Here is a 19,806-nt window from a genome sequence, read left to right as displayed (position 1 = left end):
GCCGCGGCGCCGACCACGTCACTGCTGTGGCCACCACTCATCCGGGCAGGCCGTGCCGCGCTGCACGGCGTACGGCGCCGCCAGCCGGTACGTCCCAGCCTTCGGGGCCACCAGCATCGTCCACTGGTCGCCGAGCGCGTCCTGCGCCGTCTCCATCAGACAGCCGTTGACGTTGTCGTACGACTTCGGCTCGTCGTCGGGGCGGCTGCGGGACGCCTCCGTCTCCGCGGGCGGGTCGAGTTTCTTGCCCTCGGCGTCGACGACGCTCAGCCAGGGCGAGTACGGGATGCGGATGAGGACGCGGCCCGGCTTGCTCACCCGCATCGTCATCTCGCCCTGCTCGGCCCGCTCCACGACGGCGTTCGGCTCGGCGAGCGGCGCCGGGTCGATCACCTTGAACAGCTGCCAGTTGGCGTCGCCCCACACCTGCTCGAGGTAGGGCATGCCGCGCTGGATCAGCTCCCGCTCCCGCTGGGCCGCCGAGGGATCCGGCTCGTCCTTGGGCAGGACCACGTAGTGCACGGCCCAGCGTTTGAGCCACTGGTGGTAGTTCGCGGAGTTGAGCGTGTCGTCGTAGAACAGCGGGTTGCGCTCCATGTCGGCCTGGCGCGTCCAGCCGCGGGCCAGATTGAAGTACGGCGCGAGCGCGGAGGCCTCGCGGTGGGAGCGGGCCGGGACCACCTCGACGCGGCCCTTCTCGGCGCCGACCTCCTGGAGCTCGTTGACCAGCGGCGCCAGCTCGCGCGCCCAGAACGCGGCCGGGGCGGCGTGGATGATGTCGTCGACCGTCTTGTAGCCGATCCAGCCCGTGAACGTGAGCAGGGCCAGCACGCCCGTGTACCACTTGCGCGAGCGCGGCACGGTGAAGGGCAACGCGGCGACCAGGATCATCCCGCCGAAGAGCATCGCCAGACGCGTGATGTTGGAGCCGATCTGCGAGCTGAACACCCAGACCAGGACGACCGCGAGCGCGTAGACGGCGGACACCAGCCGGACCGTCTTCCACTCCTCGGGGACGACCACGTAGACGACGACGGCGATCAGCAGCGGCAGCAGCATCGAGCCGATGACCATGGGCTGGGTGCCGGAGAACGGGAACAGCCAGGCGGACAGGGCCACCACGACGGTCGGCGCGATGCCCAGCGCCCAGGCACCCGGGCGCCGCTTCTGCAGAAACATCGCGACGGCCACGAAGCCGACGAACAGTCCCGCGACCGGCGAGGCCATGGTGGCGAGCGCGGCGAGCGGGGCCGCGCACAGCGCCTTGGCCCACCGCTTGTAGCGCCAGCGGTGCGGCCAGCAGAACGTGACGGCGACCGCGCCCAGGGCGAACATGGTGCCCAGGCCGAAGGTCACCCGGCCGGAGATCGCGTTGCAGATCAGCCCGAAGACCCCGGCGAGCGCCGCCCACAGCGGGTTCCTCACCACGCGGCTGCGCAGCAGGATCAGCGTCAGCAGGCCCGCGGAGAGGGTTCCCGCGATCATCATCGTCGTACGGACGCCGAGGACCGACATCAGATACGGCGACACGACGCTGTACGACACCGGGTGCATGCCGCCGTACCAGGCGAGGTTGTACGCCGAGTCCGGGTGCCGGCCGACGAACTCGGCCCAGGCGTCCTGGGCGGCGAGGTCGCCGCCGCTGCTTGCGAACGTGAAGAACCAGATGATGTGCAGGAGTCCGGCGAGGGCCGTGACGGAGAGCACCGGATGTCGCAGGGCGCGCTCACGCAGGGCGAGGACGGCGGCGGTCAGCCGCGACGGCGGTCGTTCCTCCGGGCGCGGTTCATCGTCGCCCTGGCGCGGCGCGGGTACGCGTATTCGCGGACCGGCTCCTCGTCCCGGATCGGCGTCGTCGGCGCGTGTCGGCTCCGCAGTGGCCACCTTTGAGGCACTCCCCGTACTGTCCCGTCTTCTGTTTAGGCCGCGTCCCGTTCCCCCGGTGTTGCCGGCCCTGTCGCGAAGGGTTCTTCGGCCGTGCCTCGTCGGCGGCGACCTGCCCGTTTCGTGACGCTAGCACGCACCCCGCCGGGGCGGCTCCCTCGACGGGGTGCGTGCCGGGTGTGGTTGGGCTGCCCGTGGGTCAGCCCAGGCGGGTCAGCTTGTCGGTGAAGCCGGGTTCCGCCAGGTCGCTCTGGAGGGCCACCGGCGCCTTGACGGCGCCGCTCGTGCCGTCGCCGACGGTGAGCGTGCCCACCTTCGTACCGGCCTTCGCGGTGTGAGGTACGTCATCGGCGTCGAAGGAGAGCTTCACCTCATGGCCGGACCAGCCGACGGCCGCGACGTCCTGGGTGAGGACGACGGGGGTGTGGCCGCCGAGACCGTCGTCCACGTATCCGACGACGTCGCCCTTCTTCAGGATCTTCGCCGAGGTCAGTTCGTCCTGGGCGGCGAGCATCGCCGTCTTGCTGACGTCGTTGACGGTCTGGATGATCGGCGCCTTGTGCTGGCCGAGGACCGCGCCCACGAGGGTGACGGTCTCGCCGTCGACCTCCTTGCGGGCGGCGAAGAGGAGATTGCCGCCGGCCGCGGTGGTCGTGCCCGTCTTGATGCCGATGGCACCGTTGTAGGGGACGAGATAGTTGTAGTTGTACCACTTCTTCCCGGACGGATCGATCCACTGCCCCATGGCCGTGATCTCCGTGAGCGCCGGGATCTCGACGATCTCGTTGCCGAGCTTCACCTGGTCCTCGGCGGTGGAGACGGTGGTCTCCTTCAGCCCCGAGGCGTCGGTGTACGTCGTGTTCTTCATGCCGAGTTCCTTGGCGGTGTCGTTCATCTTCTGGATGAACGCCTTCTCGGAACCGGCGTCCCAACGGGCCAGCAGACGGGCGATGTTGTTCGCGGACGGGATCATGATGGCCGCGATCGCCTCGCGCTGGGTGAGGGTGTCGCCCTCCTTGACGGTGTTGAGGGTGGACTCACCGTCCTTGTCGTAGCCGCCCTCCTTCTCGGCGAGGGCGTCCACCTTGATGTTCTTGCCGTCCTGACCCGGCTTCATCGGATGGTCCCTCAGGATGATGTACGCCGTCATGGCCTTGGCGACGGAGCCGATGGCGACGGGGGTCTGCTCGCCGAAGTTCCCCATCGTGCCGATGCCGTTGACGTCCATCCAGCCCTGGCCCTCACCGGGCCACGGGAGGGACACCTTGCCGCCCTCGAAGGCGTACGACTCCTTGGCGGTGAGGGCGAGGGTGGGGGCGGGCAGGGGGCGGACGGCCTGCGCGATCGCAAAGATGATCACGAGGAGCAGGACCAGCGGGGTCCAGATCTTGATACGCCGGACGAGCGTACGGACCGGGGTGTCCGGAGGCGGCGGGGTGTTGGTCAGCTCGGCCAGCAGATCGAGCGGCGGCTTGGGCGGCAGCGGCTGCTGAGTGGTCCGCTCGGGACCGACCTGGGGCACGGCGGCGGTGACGTCTGCCGGCGGCGCTTTGGGGGGTTGTGCGGCGGCTGGCGTCTTGGGGGGTTGTGCGGCGGGCGGTGTCTTGGGGGGCTCAGGCTTGATGTCCGGCTTGAGCGCGACGAACTTGCTGGTGCGCTCGGCGGGGGACTCGGGCCGTGGGGCCTTCAGCATGGTGGTGGGCTGGTCCACCTGGGGCTTGCGGTCCTCGGGCCGGGGCGCCTTGAAGACGGCGGTCGGCTGATCGACGGCCTCGACCTCGGCCTCGCCTTCGTCCTCGCCGTCCTTCCCACCCGCACCACCCGTGCGGCTCTCGTCGCCGGCTGCGGGTGGCCCCTGCGGGGGGTTCTCGCCGTCGGCGGGTGCGGGGGTGCCGGTGGGGGCGGCTGCGCCCCGGCCCTGTGGGGCGTCACCGTCGACCCCGGCGGAGTTGTCGCCATCGCCGGCCGCGGGGGTGCCGGTGGCGGCGGCTGCGCCCCGGCCCCGAGGGGCGTCGCCGTCGGCCCTGGCGGCTGCGCGTGGGTCGGTGGGGCGATCTTGTCGCTGGTCCTCGCTGTCAGCGGGCTCGTCGGACGCGGAGGGGTCGCCCTGCGCGCCATCGTCGCCGTCCACCGACTCCGAGTCGCGAGCAGGTGCCCCTCGACGGGGGTCCTCGCCTGCTTCGGCTACGGGCTCGGCATCCTCGGGAGCCGTGGAGGGCTCAGCGGGCTCGGTGGCGGACTCCTCGCCCTCGGTCTCCGCAACCCGTGCCGCATCGTCGGAATCGGTGCCCTCGGCCCGATTGCTCGCGTCGGCCTTCCCAGAGCCCGTGGCCGCGTCGGGAGTGTCCTCGCCCTTGGCGTCCTCGGTGTCGGTGGCGTCCGCCGAGGCGACCCAAGCCGCCACGGCCGCCCTCAGCCGGTCGTCACCCGCATCGGCACCCTCGTCCTCGGAGCCCTGCGAACTCCCGGCATCCGTCCCTCGGGCGTCCTCGGAGCTCCCGGAGTCGACGTCACCGGCTTCGGCATCCGCCACCACACCGTCCGCACCCCCGGCCGCCGCCCCAACGGCAGCGTCACCGGCATCAGTGCCCTCGGCCTGGGCGTCCCGAACCTCCGCGTCCACCTCAGCGGCACGAACCCCGGCACCCTCGGCCTCCGGGCCACCCGAGCGCCCGGCATCCCGAACCCCGGCACCCTCAGCCTCCGCGCCCCCCGAGCCCCCGGCGGACCTCGCCTCCGGCACCCCGGCGATACGTGAGCCCTTGATGTCCTCGGCATCACGCGAGCCCTTGACGCCCCCGGCGTCACCCGAGCCCGTGACGTCGTCGGCGTCGCCCGAGCCCGTGACGGCCCCGCCCTCACCAGAGCTCTTGATGTCTCCGCCATCGCGCGAGCCCTCGGCGCCCCCGGCGCCATGCGGGTCCCCCGCGCCCCCGGCCTCCGACGCGTCCGTCTTCGCCACGTCCGTCTCCGACGCGCCCGTCCCCGACGCGCCCGCGCTCGCCGTCCCGGGCTTCGCCGTGGCCGGCTCCGTGGCCGGCTCCGTGGCCGGCTCCGTGGCCGGCTCCAGGTCCTGTCGGGTCAGGATCCTCGTCGCCGTGTCCGGCTTGACGCGGGGTGTGGGGGTGCCGTCGCGGGTCATGGCCAGGCGGGGGTCCCGGCGTTCAGCGGCGTCCGTGGGGTCTGGAACCGGACCCGCGCTCCCCGACGTCGGTTCTGCCGACGACTCGCGCTTCTTCGACCTGTCGGGGGACTCGCCCGCCACCGATGCCTCCTCCGTGTGCCTCGCACGTCCCGCGTGCGCCCATCGAACCGTGAACCGTCGCCCGGACACCGCGCCCGTACGACCCCCGTGCCACTGTCCGAACCATGTACCAGTGTCCTGTGCGTGACCCCCGGTCCACCCGGTAGACGAGAACGACATACCTACCGGTTCCCTCACGAACCGGTCACGCACTCTCGACAGACCAATGTGAGAGGGGTCACCCTGTCATTCATCCACGCGGGGAGGCATGGATGGGCAGGAGCCGCAGAACAATTCCGGAGGAGCTTCTGCTGCTGGCGTTGGACCCGGCCACGGGAACCACCGCACAGCCGCAGTCGCTCGACCTCGGTCTGGCCGGAGCACAGCTAGTGGAGCTGGCGCTGGCCGGACGGATAGCCCCAGACGGGGATCGTATCGCCGTGGTCGTACCACGGCCGACTGGAGATCCGACACTGGACTGCGCGTTGGAGTTGCTGCGAAGGCGCGGCGCTCCCGTACGGGCCGTCCACTGGATCGGCGGGCCCCGGCTGGGGCTGCGCCAGACCTACCTCTCGCATCTCGAGCGGTGCGGCATGGTGCATGCCGTCGCCGGTCAGATGTGCGGGGTGTTGCCGACCACCCGTTACCAGGCGACGGACAACGCCATCAGCCGGGAGATCAGGGCCCGGCTGGATTCAGCGATCCGTACCGGCGTGCCGCCGGACCCACGGACAGCGGCGCTCGCCGCCCTGGCACACGCGGTCGGCCTCGGCAAGCACCTGTATCCGGGGAACGAGGGACGGTCCTCTCGTTCTCGGCTGCGGGATCTGATCAGGCACGACCCCATGGGCGGTCTCGTCGCGCACGCCGTGATGGACGTCCAGAACGGCGCGGCTGCCCAGCCGCGTCGCAGCCCGGCCCCGGCCGGCCGTCAGGCCGCCCCCGGAGCAAGGCCCGCAGCGGAACCCGCCCGTGGTGTTCCGGTGCAGCCGCGCCGCGGAGCCATGGCGCGCGTCGTGGCCCACTGAGCCCCGGTCCCACGACCGCACCACCGGGGCCGCAGTCCCACGACCCGCACCACCGGGCCGGAGAGCAGTGCCACGACCCTCAGCACAAGGGCCGCTGCACCGGGGCCCGGACCACGGGGCCGCACCGCCTGTTCGAGCACGCACCACATGCCCCATACGCACACCCAGCGCCGCGCCGCAGTCCCCACGACCCGGTTCGGGAGCCGCTGGTCCGCGCGGGGCGACGGGACCCTGCGTCCGCAGCCGCGGACGTACGCCGAGGTCTCGTCGCCCCGCGCGACCGCATGTCCCGGCAAGGGCAGCCGGTGCCGGGAAAGCCGGCGAACTGGCGTGTATCCAGCGCATATCCACTGTTTCCCAGCGGTAGTAAGCACCTTGGTGGCAGTCTGCTCAACAGCAGATACGCAAAGTGGCAATCACAAGGCAGGCAGCCGGAGGTGCACGTCCCGTGGCGTCCAATGTCAATCCCACCGTCAGGCGACGCCGGCTGGGCCAGGAGCTGCGCCGGCTCCGCGAGCTCAAGGGCATGACGGCCGAAGAGGTGGCCGAACGGCTGCTGGTGTCGCAGTCGAAGATCAGCCGGCTGGAGAACGGACGGCGCAGTATCAGCCAGCGCGACGTCCGCGACCTGTGCGGAGTCTATGAGGTGGAGGACCACCGGATCGTCGACTCCCTGATGCAGATGGCCAAGGATTCGCGGCAGCAAGGGTGGTGGCATTCGTTCGGCGACATCCCGTACAGCGTCTACATCGGGCTGGAGACGGATGCGGCGAGCCTCAGGGTGTACGACCCGCAGGTCGTCCCGGGGCTGTTGCAGACCAAGCAGTACGCGGAGGCCCTGATCGCCGGGGCGCTGCCGGAGACGGCGTCGGCCGAGATCGAGAAGCGGGTCCAGGTGCGGATGCGCCGACAGGAACGAATCTCCACCGAGGAGAACCCGCTGCGCCTGTGGACCGTCCTGGACGAGGCCGCCCTGCGCCGGGTCGTCGGCAACCGCTCCCTGATGCGCGACCAGCTGGAGCAGCTCGTCGAGCAGTCCCAGCTGCCGCATGTCACCGTGCAGGTCATCCCGTTCGACATGGGAGCGCATCCGGGCCTCAACGGGCAGTACGCGATCCTGGAGTTCCCGGACGCGGCCGACTCCAGCGTCGTCTACATCGAGGGTGTCACCAGTGACCTGTACCTGGAGAAGGCGAACGACGTCCAGAAGTACAGCGTGATGTACGAGCACCTGCGCGCGCAGGCTCTGAACGTGGACCAGTCCCGTCAGTTCATCGCCGACATCGCCAAGGAGTACGCGCGCTAGAACCCGGAGGGGCCCTTCCGGGCGGAAAAGCGCCGTACCGTACACCGTCTCCAGGTCGGGTGGAAGACTCCAATGGAATATGCCACCCGGCCGAGTGAATAGTCGCTTCGTCAGCCGATGTTGGCGAGTAGCGTCGATCACGCCACCGAGCAACAACGTTGGCGTGAATCGTCCCGCGGGTCCCGGTCCGGAGACCGCGTGGGGCGGTGACAGCAACTCAACATCTGGCAATTCGGAGCAAACATGGCAATTCGTCAGGGTGCCACGGACACGTGGACCAAGTCCTCGTACTCCACAGGAAACGGCGCGTGCGTCGAGGTCAAGTCGCCGATCACAGCGGCCATGGCGGTGCGGGACTCCAAGGTTCCCGAGGGCCCGGTCCTGGCGTTCCCCGCGAGTGCGTGGAACACCTTCGTGGCGTCGGTCAAGGCGTAAGGGGCGGGTCTGTCCGGATCCTCACCCCTCGACCGACCTCACGATCAACAACCGCACAAGCAGTACAGGCAGAGCCCTCTCGACCAGCCCGCCGTCCTTGCCGAGGGGGCTCGGCCGTGCCCGGGACGCCTCCCCGCCTCAGCGCAGCTCGGTCACATACCGGTCCGTCCCCGGCACCGTCGGGACGAACGGCGCCACCAGTTCCACCCGTCCGAGGCCCGTCTCACCGACCGCGGTGTCCAGGTCGGTGAAGCGGCCCTCCCAGCACTCCCTCGGGTCCGCCTCCAGGAACCACAGGAGCGTCAGACGGGTGTCGACACCCTCGACCTGCTTGACGTACGACATGCGGTCGAGCGGGAGGGGGGTGGGCCGGAAGACCGTCACCGTCGCGGCCGGAGAGCCGGACAGGCGGCCGGGGAGGTGGCGGGTGCGCAGCCACTCCAGCAGTTCGGCGCGCTGCCCGGGTGAGTCCGCGTCGAGGACCTCGACCACCAGGCCCGCGTAGGGGTGGTCGAGGGCGTGGAAGTCGCGGGGGCCGGCCGCGCCGTCGCGGTACACCGTCGCCTCGTGGTCCTGGAACGACGTAAAGACATGGGTGCGGTCCCGGTAGACGCGGGCGTCCCGGTTGAGGCGCTTGTTGATGCCGACGGTCCAGCGCATGTGGTCGTCGTAGCGGCCGGCGGTGATCCAGTACGTGGAGATGTAGCAGCCGGCGGTGACCGGCTGGGCGACGGCCGACTTCTCGGGGTAGCGCAGGAGTTGCAGGTCCCGGGTGGCGACCCAGCGGCGGCCCGCGTACATCCAGGGCATCGCCATCGCGCCGGCGTAGTAGTGGTCGTCCTCGTACCAGCGGTTGTAGGCGTACTCATGGCCCGGGTGCGGTTCGACCATGGTGATCAGGGCGTGGCCGGGGCGGACTCCGTACGGGCCCACGGCGGCCAGTTCGGCGTACACCTCGCTGCGGGTGTCCTCGCTCATGGCGTTCCCTTCCTCTCTCTTCCTCCCGGTGGCTTCCGTCCTCCCTCGGACGCCCATACTCTGACGGGCCGTCAGATAATCCGCCAGAGCCCGGGAGGCCCTGATGTCACTGCTCAACGGCAAGACCGTCGTCGTCTCGGGAGTGGGCGCCGGGCTCGGGCACCAGGTCGCGGCGGCGGTCGTACGGGACGGCGGGAACGCCGTGCTGGGGGCGCGCACGGAGGCGAACCTCGCCAAATGCGCCGCCGAGATCGACCCCGAGGGGGCGCACACCGCCTACCGCGCGACCGACATCGCCGACGAGGGGCAGTGCGGGGCCCTGGCCGCGCTGGCGCGGGAGCGGTTCGGCGGGATCGACGCGCTGGTGCAGGTGGCGGCCTGGGACTCCTACTTCGGGGGGCTCCAGGACGCCGACTTCACCACCTGGCAGTCGGTGCTGGACGTCAATCTGCTGGGCTCGCTGCGGATGGCCCGGGCCTGTCTGCCGGCGCTGAAGAGGCGCGGCGGCTCGGTGGTGTTCATCGGCACCCAGTCCGCCGTGGCCGCCCCGTCCCAGGTGAAGCAGGCCGCGTACGCCGCTTCCAAGGGCGCGCTCACCAGTGCCATGTACTCCCTGGCCCGGGAGCTCGGCCCGCATCGCATCCGGGTCAACACCGTGCTGCCGGGCTGGATGTGGGGGCCGCCGGTGCAGGCGTTCGTCCGGTTCACGGCGGAGACGGAAGGCGTCCCCGAACCGGAGGTACTGGCCCGGCTCACCGACCGTATGGCCCTACCCCAACTGGCCACGGACGCGGATGTCGCCGACGCCGCCGTGTTCCTCGCATCCGACCGGGCACGGGCGATCACCGGACAGTCCCTGTTGGTCAACGCGGGGGAATTGATGCGCTGATCGCACCCTTTGGGTCGTTCAGGTAAGTGAACACAAGTCATCACCCAGAACCTTTTTACCTTCTGTTGACCCTACGTGCGCTTGTCGTGCCCGCGCCACCGCACACACCATGGGCAAGCCGTTCACAGGGCGGAACCCTGGAAGGGGTCACATGAACAGTCTCGACTGGGCCGTGCTCATCGGCTACTTCGGCGTGATGGTGGCGATCGGCATCTGGTCGCACAAGCGGGTGGACAACGTCAGCGACTTCTTCACCGCGGGCGGCAAGATGCCGTGGTGGCTCTCCGGCATCTCGCACCACATGTCCGGATACAGCGCGGTGATGTTCACGGGGTACGCGGGCATCGCCTACACCTACGGCGTCACGTCGTTCGTCACCTGGTCCTTCCCCATCGCACTCGGCATCGCCATCGGGTCGAAGCTGTTCGCGCCGCGCATCAACCGGCTGCGGTCACGCCTGCATGTGGCCTCGCCGCTGGAGTATCTGAAGAACCGGTACGACCTGAAGACCCAGCAGGCGCTGGCCTGGTCCGGCATGCTGCTGAAGATCGTGGACGTGGGCGCGAAGTGGGCCGCGATCGCGACGCTGCTGTCGGTGTTCACGGGTGTGTCGCTGAACCAGGGCATCCTCATCACCGGCGGCATCACCGCCGTCTACTGCACCATCGGCGGGCTCTGGGCGGACGCGCTGACCGAACTCGGGCAGTTCGTCATCCAGTTGCTGGCCGGTGTCGCGATGTTCGTGGCCGTCGTCATGGAACTGAACGACAAGGGCATCGGCTTCCTCGAAGCCTGGGACCGGCCCGAGCTCCAGGGCCACGGTGAGCCCCTGGTCGGGCCGTACGGCACGGTCTTCCTGCTCGCGTTCCTCTTCATCAAGCTCTTCGAGTACAACGGCGGCATGCTCAACCAGGCCCAGCGCTACATGGCCACGGCCACCCCGTACGAGGCCGAGCGCTCCGCGCGGCTGTCGGCGCTGCTGTGGCTGGTCTGGCCGGTGGTGCTGTTCTTCCCGATGTGGATGTCGCCGCTGCTGGTGGAGTCCCAGAAGGCCGACGGCTCGGACTCCTACGGCCTGATGACCGAACAGCTGCTGCCGCACGGGCTGTTGGGCCTGGTCATCGTCGGTTTCTTCTCGCACACCATGGCCATGTGCTCCTCCGACGCCAACGCCATCGCCGCGGTGTTCACCCGGGACTGCGCGCCGGTGATCTGGCGCCGGGCGCGGGCCTGGAGCGAGGGGCAGGGGCTGCGGGTCGCCCGGATCACGACGGTCGTCTTCCTCGGGCTGTCCATGGCGGCGGCGACACAGGTCAACTCCCCCACGTTCAAGGACATCATCACGGTCGTGATCAAGTGGGTCGCCGGTCTGATGGGCCCGATGGCGATCCCGATGATGCTGGGCCTGCTGCGGCCGTTCCGCCGCTCCGGCCCCACGGCCGCGCTCACCAGCTGGGCGCTGGGCCTGTTCGCCTTCTGGCTGGTCAACTATCCGATCAGCTGGCAGATCAAGGGCGGGGTGCCGCTGCAGTACCAGGTCTCCATCCCGCTGGCGGTGTCCCTGGTCCTGTACGTCCTCATCGGCTTCGTCAAGCCGGAGGACACCCCGGAGCGGCTCGCCGTCGTCGAGCGGATCAACACGGACGGCGACGGCGGCACGGCCGCCGCGGTGCCGGCGCCGGCGGGACCGGTGGAGGACGTGGTGCGCGCGAAGGACTGAGGCGGGTGCCGGGGAGAGGGCTCAGGCTCGCGGGTACCGTGCCAGCCAGCCCGGCGAGGAGCCGGCGGGGCCGTGCAGTGCGGGGCCCTGGGTCATCTCCATGGCGAAGTCGTCGGCGAGTTCGAGCATCGTGGGGCGGCCCTCCAGTTCGGCCAGCCAGGCCGGGGGCAGTGCCGTCTCGCCGTGCAGGGCGCCCAGCAGGCCACCGGTGAGGGCAGCCGCGGCGGCGGAGGGGCCGTCGTGGTTCACGGCCAGGCACAGACCGTGCCGTACGTCCTCGCCGACCAGGGCGCAGTACACGGCGGCGGCGAGCAGCCCGTCCGCCGAGCCGTCGGCCGCCAGCTCCTCCACCCGCGCCGGGGTGGGCATGCCCTGCCGTACGGCGCCCAGCGCATGCTGCAACGCGTCCGACACGGGCTCGTGCCCGGGCCGCACGGCGAGCAGCCCGAGCGCCCGCTGCACGGCCCCGTCGAGGCTCTCCCCGCAGGCGAGCCCGTGCACGATCACCGCGTACGCGCCCGCCGAGAGATAGGCGACGGGGTGGCCGTGGGTCTGTGTCGCGCACTCCACGGCCAGCTGCACGACGAGCTGGGGCTCCCAGCCGACGAGCAGGCCGAAGGGCGCGGAGCGGGCGGTGGCCTCGGGCCCGAGCTCGGCGATGTTCTTGGGCGCCTCCAGGGTGCCCATGGCCCCGTCGCCGAGGCCGAGCAGGAGTGCGCGGCTCGGGTCCCGGCGGGCGTACAGCCACTCCTCGCGGGCCAGCCAGCCGTCGTCCTTGCGGCGCTCGTCCGGCCCCCAGTCCCGCTGTGTGGCCGCCCAGCGCAGATACGCCCGGTGCAGGTCGGTCGGCGGATGCCAGGCGCCGGTGTCCCGTCGCACCTGGGCTCTTATCAGCCCGTCCACGGAGAACAGGGTCAGCTGGGTGAGATGGGTGACGGCGCCACGCCGCCCGTAGCCGAGCCCGAGGTCGACGAGGCCCTCGGCGCCGTACTGCTCCTTGATCTCCTCCAGCGTGAGCCCGTCGACCGGGGCGCCGAGGGCGTCCCCGACGGCCACGCCGAGCAGCGTGCCACGCACCCGGCTGCGGAAGTCCTGCTGTTCGGTACGGCCCCAGACGGCGCCGGCTGTCACACCCACCAAGACCTCCCCCTGGCACTCATCCGTCCGCACGACAGTTCGCCACTGTAATCGACCGTGGACGATCGGTTCAGGGCCCGGAACGGTATGCGAGGTGTGCCCGAAGTGAACGGGAGTGGTCAGTTGCCACCAGTACCGGGTGACATGGCGGACGTCGCCGCACTCGGTCGTGGCAGGGCCGAAAAGAGGGAAGCCCTGCTGTAGGGCCGTCGGCAGGACACCACCGGCCTTCGTCGAGAACGTACGGGAGTGGGAGACATGACCGCCGTCGAGGGGTTCGGTAGCAGCGAGAGCGACAGCGACGACGGGCAGGCCCGGCGGGCCGCCGCCGTGTTCGACGTGCTGGGGTCCGCCTACGAGAAGGCGTTCGCGCACTCGGAGACGCACCGGGCGTCGCTGGAGTGGCTGGTGGAGCGGCTCGGGCCGGGCAGCCGGGTGCTGGACGTCGGGAGCGGGACGGGGCGGCCGACGGCCGAGACGCTCGCGGCGGCGGGCCACGAGGTGCTGGGGATCGACGCGTCGCCCGTCATGGTGGAGCTCGCCGCCCGGCAGGTGCCCGGCGCCACCTTCCGGCACGCCGACATCCACGACGTCCCGCTCGAGGACGGCGAGTACGACGCGGTCTGCGTGTACTTCTCGCTGCTTCAGATGTCCCGTGCCACGCAGACTGCGCTGCTGCGGCGGCTGGTGCGGGCGCTGCGACCGGGCGGCAGCATGGTGCTCGCGACCGTGCCGGCGGACGTGGAGGACGTCGAGGTGGTCTTCATGGGGCAGCCGGTGCGGGCCACCAGCTTCGGGCCCGAGGGCTTCGCGGGCATCGTCGGCGCGGCGGGGCTGACGGTGCTGTCCGCGCAGAACGTGCTGTTCACTCCCGATCATCCGGGTGCCGGGCCGGAACCGCAGCTGTTCCTGCGGTGTGTGCGGGAGTAGGCGGTCCCCGGCCTGGCGATCAACTGCCGTGTCCAGGCCGTCGCGTTCCCGGCACCGGCATCCGGCACCGGCATTGTGGCTCAATGCCTATGGACCGGACCGGCGCCCCGGGGAAGATGACCACCATGTCAACGACACCCCCACGCAGCGCACTTCATCTCGCCGCCACCCTCCTCACCGGCAGTGTGGCCCTCTACATCGCCCTCGTGGCGTTCGGGAACATCACCGACTTCGGCACGAACCAGCAGTTCGTGCGGCACGTCCTGGCGATGGATACGACTTTCAAGGACGAGGATCTGATGTGGAGAGCCGTCACCAGCAAGGGACTTCAGGACGCCGCCTACGTCGCCATCATCGTCTGGGAGACCGTCGCCGCCCTGGTCCTGATATTCGGGACGTGGCTGTGGTTCCGGCGCGACGACCAGCGCGCCCGTCGCGTCTCCACCTACGGCCTGCTGATGCTGATGCTGCTGTTCGGCGCCGGGTTCATCGCCATCGGCGGTGAGTGGTTCGCCATGTGGCAGTCGGGCGACTGGAACGGCCTGGACGCGGCGACCCGGGTGTTCCTGTTCAGCGGCATCGTGCTGATCGCCATCCATCTGCCCCTCCCGCAGGCTCGGGCGGGCGACGCCTGAGACGCGTGTCAGTGGCGCAGGGCCCGCTTCTGGAGCGCCTCCAGGGGCCCTGCGGCAAAGCGCCGCAGCCACAGCGTGGCACCCACCATCAGCACCGCGCAGACCGCGGCCCACAGTCCCACCACCCACCACGGGCCGGTGCCGCCGAGCCGCTCGGCAAGGCCCAGGCCGATGCCGTAGGAGACGAGCACGCACAGCACGTTCTGCAGGACGTAGCCGGACAGGGCGGTGCGGCCGACGGAGGTCAGGCCCGTCATCAGCGGACCCGGGCGGCGGACCCGGTCCACGATCGCGCCGATCAGGCCGATGTACCCGAGGGCCAGCAGCGGGGCGGTGCCGTACCTGGCCAGGAGGAAGAGGTCCGGGCCGGCCAGGGTCGCCGCCACGTTGAGGGGCAGCCCGAGGCCCAGCCCCCACACCAGCAGCCGGGAGCGCAGCCGGCGCCCCGTCCCGTCGGCGCCGAACGCACCCGCCCGGAACAGCCGTACGCCCAGCAGGAAGAGGAAGAGCAGCAGGAAGAAGGTGAGCACGGGCTCCATGCGCAGCGCGAGCGCGTTCTCCAGGCGGAAGGCGATCTGCTCCGGGTAGCTGCCGTGCGCGTAGAGGTCGACGACCTCACCGGACACCGGGTCGTCCGCGTTGTCGCCGCTCAGGATCAGGACCGCCGACAGCAGGGCCATCAGCGTCAGATGGATGCCGGCGGCCCACCACATGACCCGTCGCCGGGCCCGCTCGGAGCGGGTCAGCAACCAGGCCACCAGGAGGGCGGTGACCGCGTATCCCATCAGTACGTCCCAGGCGAAGACCAGCACGAAATGCACCGTGCCCTCGGCGAAGAGAAACAGCGCCCGCCATCGGTAGCGCCCCGGCCAGGGCTGTCCGCGCCGCTCGGCCGAGCGGTACTGGATGGCCAGTCCGACGCCGAACAGGATCGTCAGCAGCGACAGGAACTTGCCGTTCGCCAGCACGCTGAACACGCCGCCCACGACGCCGGTGGAGGGTTCCGATTGCAGGGCTCCCCACTCCGCGCCGGGACCGGTGAAGATCCACACGTTCGTCATGAGGGTGCCCAGAATGGCCACGCCGCGCAGTACGTCGAGGAGGGGGAGCCGCCGGGCGGCGGCCGGCGTGGACCGAGATTCCTGCGGGATCGTCGCGTCCGTGTGCGTCATGCGTCCATGGTCACGGCGGCGTCGGGCCTAATCATCGTGAGCGAAGTCGATCCTGGCGTACATCGAAGGATGTAGCGGTCGCCCTGCGCGACGTCGCCCTACTCGACCACGACCACCGTGGTGCCCTTCTCCCCGAAGGTCCACAGCGCCGCCCCGTCGGCGGCGCGCATCCGCACCCCGCCGGTCTGCTTGCCGTCGGCGGGCGGGGGCGAGGAGCCGTCCACGGCGTTCGAGAAGGCTATGGAGATGCCGGACTTCGCGGTGAAGTAGAGGATGTTCTCGATCTCCACGCCGTCCGATCCGGTGGTCGCCTCGTTGCGGGAGGACACCGCGTAGCTGCCGGGGTCCGGGTTCACCGTGCCCGGCCAGACGGCGAAGGAACGGCGGGTCGCGTCGCTCGCGTCGACCAGCCAGACCCGCTTGTGGCGCAGGGAGTAGACGATCCGGCGTCCGGTGCCCGAGTCGTCGGGCACCGCGGCGGGCGCGGCGGACTTGGGCGGGGACGGGGTCGCGCCGGCCGGCGCCGACGCGCTCGGCCGGGCTGCTCTCGCCGGGGCCTTCGGGTGCGGGCCCTTGTCGGCCTGCACGGCCAGGACGGCGACGGCGGATATCGCTCCCACCGTCAGACCGGTCACCCAGACCTTGGGAGCAGGCACGGGCACGCATCTCCTCGGCTACGGAAAGCTATGGAACCCCTCCGGCAGGGGTCGGATCATCGTACCGACCCCTGCGCGGCGGACTTCCTCAGCCGGTCAGCTGCTGATGCACCCGGTCCGGGCCGGACTGGGCCGGCCCGGACCGCTCAGTCCAGTACCGGCAGCAGCTCCGGCAGATGCCCGTCCGAGGCCGCCGCCGCGCGCTGCCGCTCCTCGGGAACCTCGCCGTACAGCGTGGTGCGGGGCTTGGCGGGGCGCCCGGCCGCCTCGGCGACGGCCACCAGGTCCCGCACCGACTTGTACGAGCCGTACGACGACCCCGCCATCCGCGAGATCGTCTCCTCCATCAGGGTGCCGCCCAGGTCGTTGGCGCCGGAGCGGAGCATCTCGGCCGCGCCCTGTGTGCCCAGTTTGACCCAGCTGGTCTGGATGTTGGGGATGTGCGGGTGCAGCAGCAGCCGGGCCATCGCCGTGACCGCCCGGTTGTCGCGGATCGTCGGGCCGGGGCGCGCGATGCCCGCCAGGTACACCGGTGCGTTGGTGTGGATGAACGGCAGCGTCACGAACTCCGTGAAGCCGCCCGTGCGTTGCTGGATGCCGGCCAGGGTGCGCAGATGGCCGAGCCAGTGGCGGGGCTGGTCGACATGGCCGTACATCATCGTCGAGGAGGAACGGATGCCGAGTTCGTGCGCCGTCGTGATCACCTCGATCCAGGTGGCCGTCGGCAGCTTGCCCTTGGTCAGGATCCAGCGGACCTCGTCGTCGAGGATCTCGGCGGCGGTGCCGGGGAGGGAGTCCAGGCCCGCCTCCTTCGCCGCCGTCAGCCACTCGCGGATCGAAAGGCCCGTCCTGGTGGCGCCGTTGACGACCTCCATCGGTGAGAAGGCGTGCACATGCATGCCGGGGACGCGCGCCTTCACCGCCTTCGCGATGTCGAAGTACGCCGTGCCGGGCAGGTCCGGGTGGATGCCGCCCTGCATGCAGACCTCCACCGCGCCCACGTCCCATGCCTGCTGGGCGCGGTCGGCGACCTGGTCCAGGGACAGGGTGTAGGCGTCGGCGTCGGTGCGGCGCTGGGCGAAGGCGCAGAACCGGCAGCCGGTGTAGCAGACGTTGGTGAAGTTGATGTTCCGGGTGACGATGTACGTGACGTCGTCGCCGACCACCGATGCCCGGACGTCGTCGGCGATCTTGCACAACGCGTCCAGCGCCGGGCCGTCCGCGTGCAGCAGTGCCAGCGCCTCCGCGTCGGTCAGCCGGGTCGGGTCGTCGGCCGCGGTCGCCAGTGCCTGGCGTACGTCGGTGTCGATGCGCTCCGGCGCCATCCCGGGCGCCGCCGCCTCGCGCAGGGCGCCCCAGTCGCCGTACACCTCGTCGAAGTCGTCCCGGCGGTCGGAGGTACGGCCCTCGGTGTCGATCGTGGAGTGCAGATCCGTCCGTCCGGAGGCGACGAACGCCTCCTCCGGCTCCTGCCACGGATGCCCCTCGACCACGGCGTCCGGACGCGCCAGGCCGGTCTCCGGGTCGGCGAGTGCCCGTACGTGCGGGCGCAGTCGCGGGTCCAGCCAGGGCTCGCCGCGCTGGACGAACTCCGGGTAGACGCAGAGGCGTTCGCGCAGCTCGAAGCCGGCCGTCGCCGAGCGTTCGGCGAGCTCCTCGATCTGCGGCCAGGGGCGCTCGGGGTTGACGTGGTCGATGGTCAGCGGGGAGACGCCGCCCCAGTCGTCGATGCCGGCGTGGATGAGCCGCTCGTACTCGGAGTCGACCAGGTTCGGCGGGGCCTGGAGGCAGGCGCTCGGGCCCATGATGTGCCGGGCGACGGCGACCGTGGCGACCAGTTCGTCGAGTTCCGCGTCCGGCATGCCGCGCATCGCGGTGTCCGGCTTGGCGCGGAAGTTCTGGATGATCAGTTCCTGGATGCCGTGGTAGGCCCGGGAGATCTTCCGCAGCGCGAACAGCGACTCGGCGCGCTCCTCGTACGTCTCGCCGATCCCGATGAGGATCCCGGAGGTGAAGGGCACGGAGGAGCGGCCCGCGTCCTCCAGGACGCGCAGGCGCACGGCCGGTTCCTTGTCCGGGGAGCCGTGGTGCGGGCCGCCGGGCTCGGACCACAGCCGGGTCGCCGTCGTCTCCAGCATCATGCCCATGGACGGGGCGACCGGCTTCAGACGCTGGAAGTCGGTCCAGGTCATGACGCCCGGGTTGAGGTGCGGCAGCAGGCCGGTCTCCTCCAGGATGCGGATGGAGATGGCGCGGACGTAGGCGATGGTGTCGTCGTAGCCGTGCGCGTCCAGCCATTCGCGCGCCTCGGGCCAGCGGTCCTCGGGTTTGTCGCCGAGGGTGATGAGGGCTTCCTTGCAGCCGAGCGCGGCGCCCCTGCGGGCGATGTCGAGGACCTCGTCCGGCGACATGAACATCCCGTGCCCGGCGCGGCGCAGCTTGCCGGGGACGGTGACGAAGGTGCAGTAGTGGCACTTGTCGCGGCACAGCCGGGTCAGCGGGATGAAGACGCTCTTGGAGTAGGTGATGACGCCGGGGCGGCCGGCGGCCTCCAGGCCCGCGTCCCGCACCCGCGCGGCGGACGCGGCGAGGTCGTCGAGTGCCTCGCCGCGGGCCTGGAGCAGTACGGCCGCCTCGGAGACGTCGAGCGCTACGCCGTCCCGGGCGCGTTTGAGGGCACGGCGCAGGGAGTTCTCGGTCGGGCCGGTTCCGGGGGACGCGGGAGTCGTCATTCCTTGAGCATACGTTCGAGATTCGTGGGGTCGGGGACGGTCCCGGGAGGTGCCGCGCATGGCCGGGCGCGGGCGCGTCGCAGCTGGTCGCGCCCCGTGGCGGAGCCGCACATCGACACGGCCCCGCGCCCCCGGGGCGGCTGTCCGCCCGCCCGGCTACAGGTACGCGGCATACTCGTCCAGCGCCCGCAGCACCCCTGCCTCCCCGTCCGGCGGCAACTGCACCACCACCTCCTCGATCCCCAGGTCCGCGTAGTGCGCGAGCTTCCCGGCGTTGGGAAACACGGCGTACGGCACGACCTGGAGCGCGCCGGGGTCCCGCCCAGCGTCCGCCCAGACCTGCCGTAGCCGGGGAACACTTTCGGACAGTCCGCGCCCTCCGATGGGCAGCCATCCGTCGGCGTACTCGCTGATGTGCGCGAACAGCTTCGGCCCGGCGGCTCCGCCGACGAGCGTCCGCGGCCCGACGACCTTCGGCCCACGAGGCTTCTGTGCGGGTTTGGGGTAGGCGAAACTGGCGCGGACCGCACCGAACTCCCCTTCGTACGAGGTCGGTTCGTCCGCCCACAGCGCCCGCATCAGGGCCATCCGGTCGCGGACGAGTTCGCGGCGCGAGGCCCAGTGGACGCCGTGGTCGGCGGCCTCCTCCACGTTCCAGCCGAAGCCGAGGCCGAGGGTGAAGCGCCCGCCCGACAGGTGGTCCAGGGTGGCGATCTGCTTGGCCAGGTCGATCGGGTCGTGCTGGGCGACCAGCGTGATGCCGGTGCCGAGGCCGAGCCGTTCGGTGACGGCGGCCGCCTGGCCGAGCGCGACGAAGGGGTCGAGGGTGCGGCCGTACTCGGGCGGCAGGTCGCCGCCGGCCGGGTATGGGGTGGTCCGCTCGACGGGGATGTGGGTGTGCTCGGGCAGATACAGCCCGGCGAATCCCCGCTGCTCCAGCTCACGGGCGAGCCGGGTCGGGGTGATCGTCTCGTCGGTGAGGAAGATCGTGACGGAGATGCGCATGACTGCATCTGTACCGCGCTCACGACCCGATGTCCATACCGACCGGTCGGCACAT

At 70.9% G+C, this 19,806-nt stretch carries 15 protein-coding genes; 7 read left to right on the top strand and 8 right to left on the bottom strand.

The window, feature by feature from the left end; all coding sequences use genetic code 11:
- Window positions 1-18 precede the first annotated feature (18 nt).
- Both ACHBTE_RS27705 and ACHBTE_RS27700 read right to left on the bottom strand, forming a co-directional pair.
- Entirely contained in the window at window positions 19-1,884 is a 1,866-nt protein-coding gene (locus ACHBTE_RS27705) for an MFS transporter (protein WP_394726900.1), read from the bottom strand.
- A gap of 199 nt (window positions 1,885-2,083) precedes the next feature.
- Entirely contained in the window at window positions 2,084-5,149 is a 3,066-nt protein-coding gene (locus ACHBTE_RS27700) for a D-alanyl-D-alanine carboxypeptidase (RefSeq protein WP_394726898.1), read from the bottom strand.
- A 251-nt stretch (window positions 5,150-5,400) separates the two neighbouring features.
- Between ACHBTE_RS27700 and ACHBTE_RS27695 the strand changes: the two genes are divergently transcribed.
- From ACHBTE_RS27695 to ACHBTE_RS27685, 3 genes are all read left to right on the top strand, one after another.
- Window positions 5,401-6,156: a GPP34 family phosphoprotein gene (locus ACHBTE_RS27695; RefSeq protein ID WP_394726896.1), complete on the top strand. Its 756-nt coding sequence runs from the start codon at window positions 5,401-5,403 to the stop codon at window positions 6,154-6,156.
- 448 nt (window positions 6,157-6,604) lie between these two features.
- Window positions 6,605-7,462 (top strand): helix-turn-helix transcriptional regulator, encoded by an 858-nt coding sequence (locus ACHBTE_RS27690; RefSeq protein WP_356573580.1) that lies wholly within the window; start codon window positions 6,605-6,607, stop codon window positions 7,460-7,462.
- Window positions 7,463-7,705: 243 nt separating this feature from the next.
- Complete coding sequence (locus ACHBTE_RS27685; protein ID WP_394726894.1) at window positions 7,706-7,897, top strand: DUF397 domain-containing protein; 192 nt, start codon at window positions 7,706-7,708, stop codon at window positions 7,895-7,897.
- 138 nt (window positions 7,898-8,035) lie between these two features.
- Here ACHBTE_RS27685 and ACHBTE_RS27680 read toward each other — a convergent pair whose 3' ends face one another.
- Entirely contained in the window at window positions 8,036-8,875 is an 840-nt protein-coding gene (locus ACHBTE_RS27680) for a hypothetical protein (protein WP_394726892.1), read from the bottom strand.
- 103 nt (window positions 8,876-8,978) lie between these two features.
- On the opposite strand from ACHBTE_RS27680, the gene ACHBTE_RS27675 reads away from it, so the two are divergent.
- Together ACHBTE_RS27675 and ACHBTE_RS27670 are read left to right on the top strand one after the other, a co-directional pair.
- Entirely contained in the window at window positions 8,979-9,764 is a 786-nt protein-coding gene (locus ACHBTE_RS27675) for an SDR family oxidoreductase (RefSeq protein WP_394726890.1), read from the top strand.
- A 151-nt stretch (window positions 9,765-9,915) separates the two neighbouring features.
- Window positions 9,916-11,484, top strand: a complete 1,569-nt coding sequence (locus tag ACHBTE_RS27670; protein WP_394726888.1) for a sodium:solute symporter family protein — start codon at window positions 9,916-9,918, stop codon at window positions 11,482-11,484.
- Window positions 11,485-11,505: 21 nt separating this feature from the next.
- Here ACHBTE_RS27670 and ACHBTE_RS27665 read toward each other — a convergent pair whose 3' ends face one another.
- On the bottom strand, window positions 11,506-12,621 hold the full coding sequence (locus ACHBTE_RS27665) for an ADP-ribosylglycohydrolase family protein (RefSeq protein WP_394726886.1): 1,116 nt from the start codon (window positions 12,619-12,621) through the stop codon (window positions 11,506-11,508).
- Between the two features lie 258 nt (window positions 12,622-12,879).
- Between ACHBTE_RS27665 and ACHBTE_RS27660 the strand changes: the two genes are divergently transcribed.
- Together ACHBTE_RS27660 and ACHBTE_RS27655 are read left to right on the top strand one after the other, a co-directional pair.
- On the top strand, window positions 12,880-13,551 hold the full coding sequence (locus tag ACHBTE_RS27660) for a class I SAM-dependent methyltransferase (protein ID WP_394726884.1): 672 nt from the start codon (window positions 12,880-12,882) through the stop codon (window positions 13,549-13,551).
- Window positions 13,552-13,676: 125 nt separating this feature from the next.
- Window positions 13,677-14,186: a DUF2165 domain-containing protein gene (locus ACHBTE_RS27655; RefSeq protein WP_394726882.1), complete on the top strand. Its 510-nt coding sequence runs from the start codon at window positions 13,677-13,679 to the stop codon at window positions 14,184-14,186.
- A gap of 8 nt (window positions 14,187-14,194) precedes the next feature.
- Here the strand turns inward: ACHBTE_RS27655 and ACHBTE_RS27650 are convergent, their stop codons facing one another.
- The 4 genes from ACHBTE_RS27650 to ACHBTE_RS27635 form a co-directional block, all read right to left on the bottom strand.
- A complete protein-coding gene (locus ACHBTE_RS27650) occupies window positions 14,195-15,358 on the bottom strand; it encodes a DUF418 domain-containing protein (protein WP_394726880.1) in 1,164 nt (387 codons plus the stop codon).
- A 98-nt stretch (window positions 15,359-15,456) separates the two neighbouring features.
- On the bottom strand, window positions 15,457-16,014 hold the full coding sequence (locus tag ACHBTE_RS27645) for a hypothetical protein (RefSeq protein ID WP_394726878.1): 558 nt from the start codon (window positions 16,012-16,014) through the stop codon (window positions 15,457-15,459).
- Window positions 16,015-16,160: 146 nt separating this feature from the next.
- Complete coding sequence (locus ACHBTE_RS27640) at window positions 16,161-18,746, bottom strand: bifunctional FO biosynthesis protein CofGH (protein ID WP_394726876.1); 2,586 nt, start codon at window positions 18,744-18,746, stop codon at window positions 16,161-16,163.
- Between the two features lie 156 nt (window positions 18,747-18,902).
- Window positions 18,903-19,751, bottom strand: a complete 849-nt coding sequence (locus tag ACHBTE_RS27635) for an LLM class F420-dependent oxidoreductase (RefSeq protein ID WP_394726874.1) — start codon at window positions 19,749-19,751, stop codon at window positions 18,903-18,905.
- Window positions 19,752-19,806 lie beyond the last annotated feature (55 nt).

This window comes from Streptomyces sp. M41 (genome assembly GCF_043673425.1).
Lineage (GTDB): Bacteria > Actinomycetota > Actinomycetes > Streptomycetales > Streptomycetaceae > Streptomyces.
The sequence above is the reverse complement of the archived record's forward strand: the minus strand, read 5'-3'. Positions and strand labels throughout refer to the sequence as shown.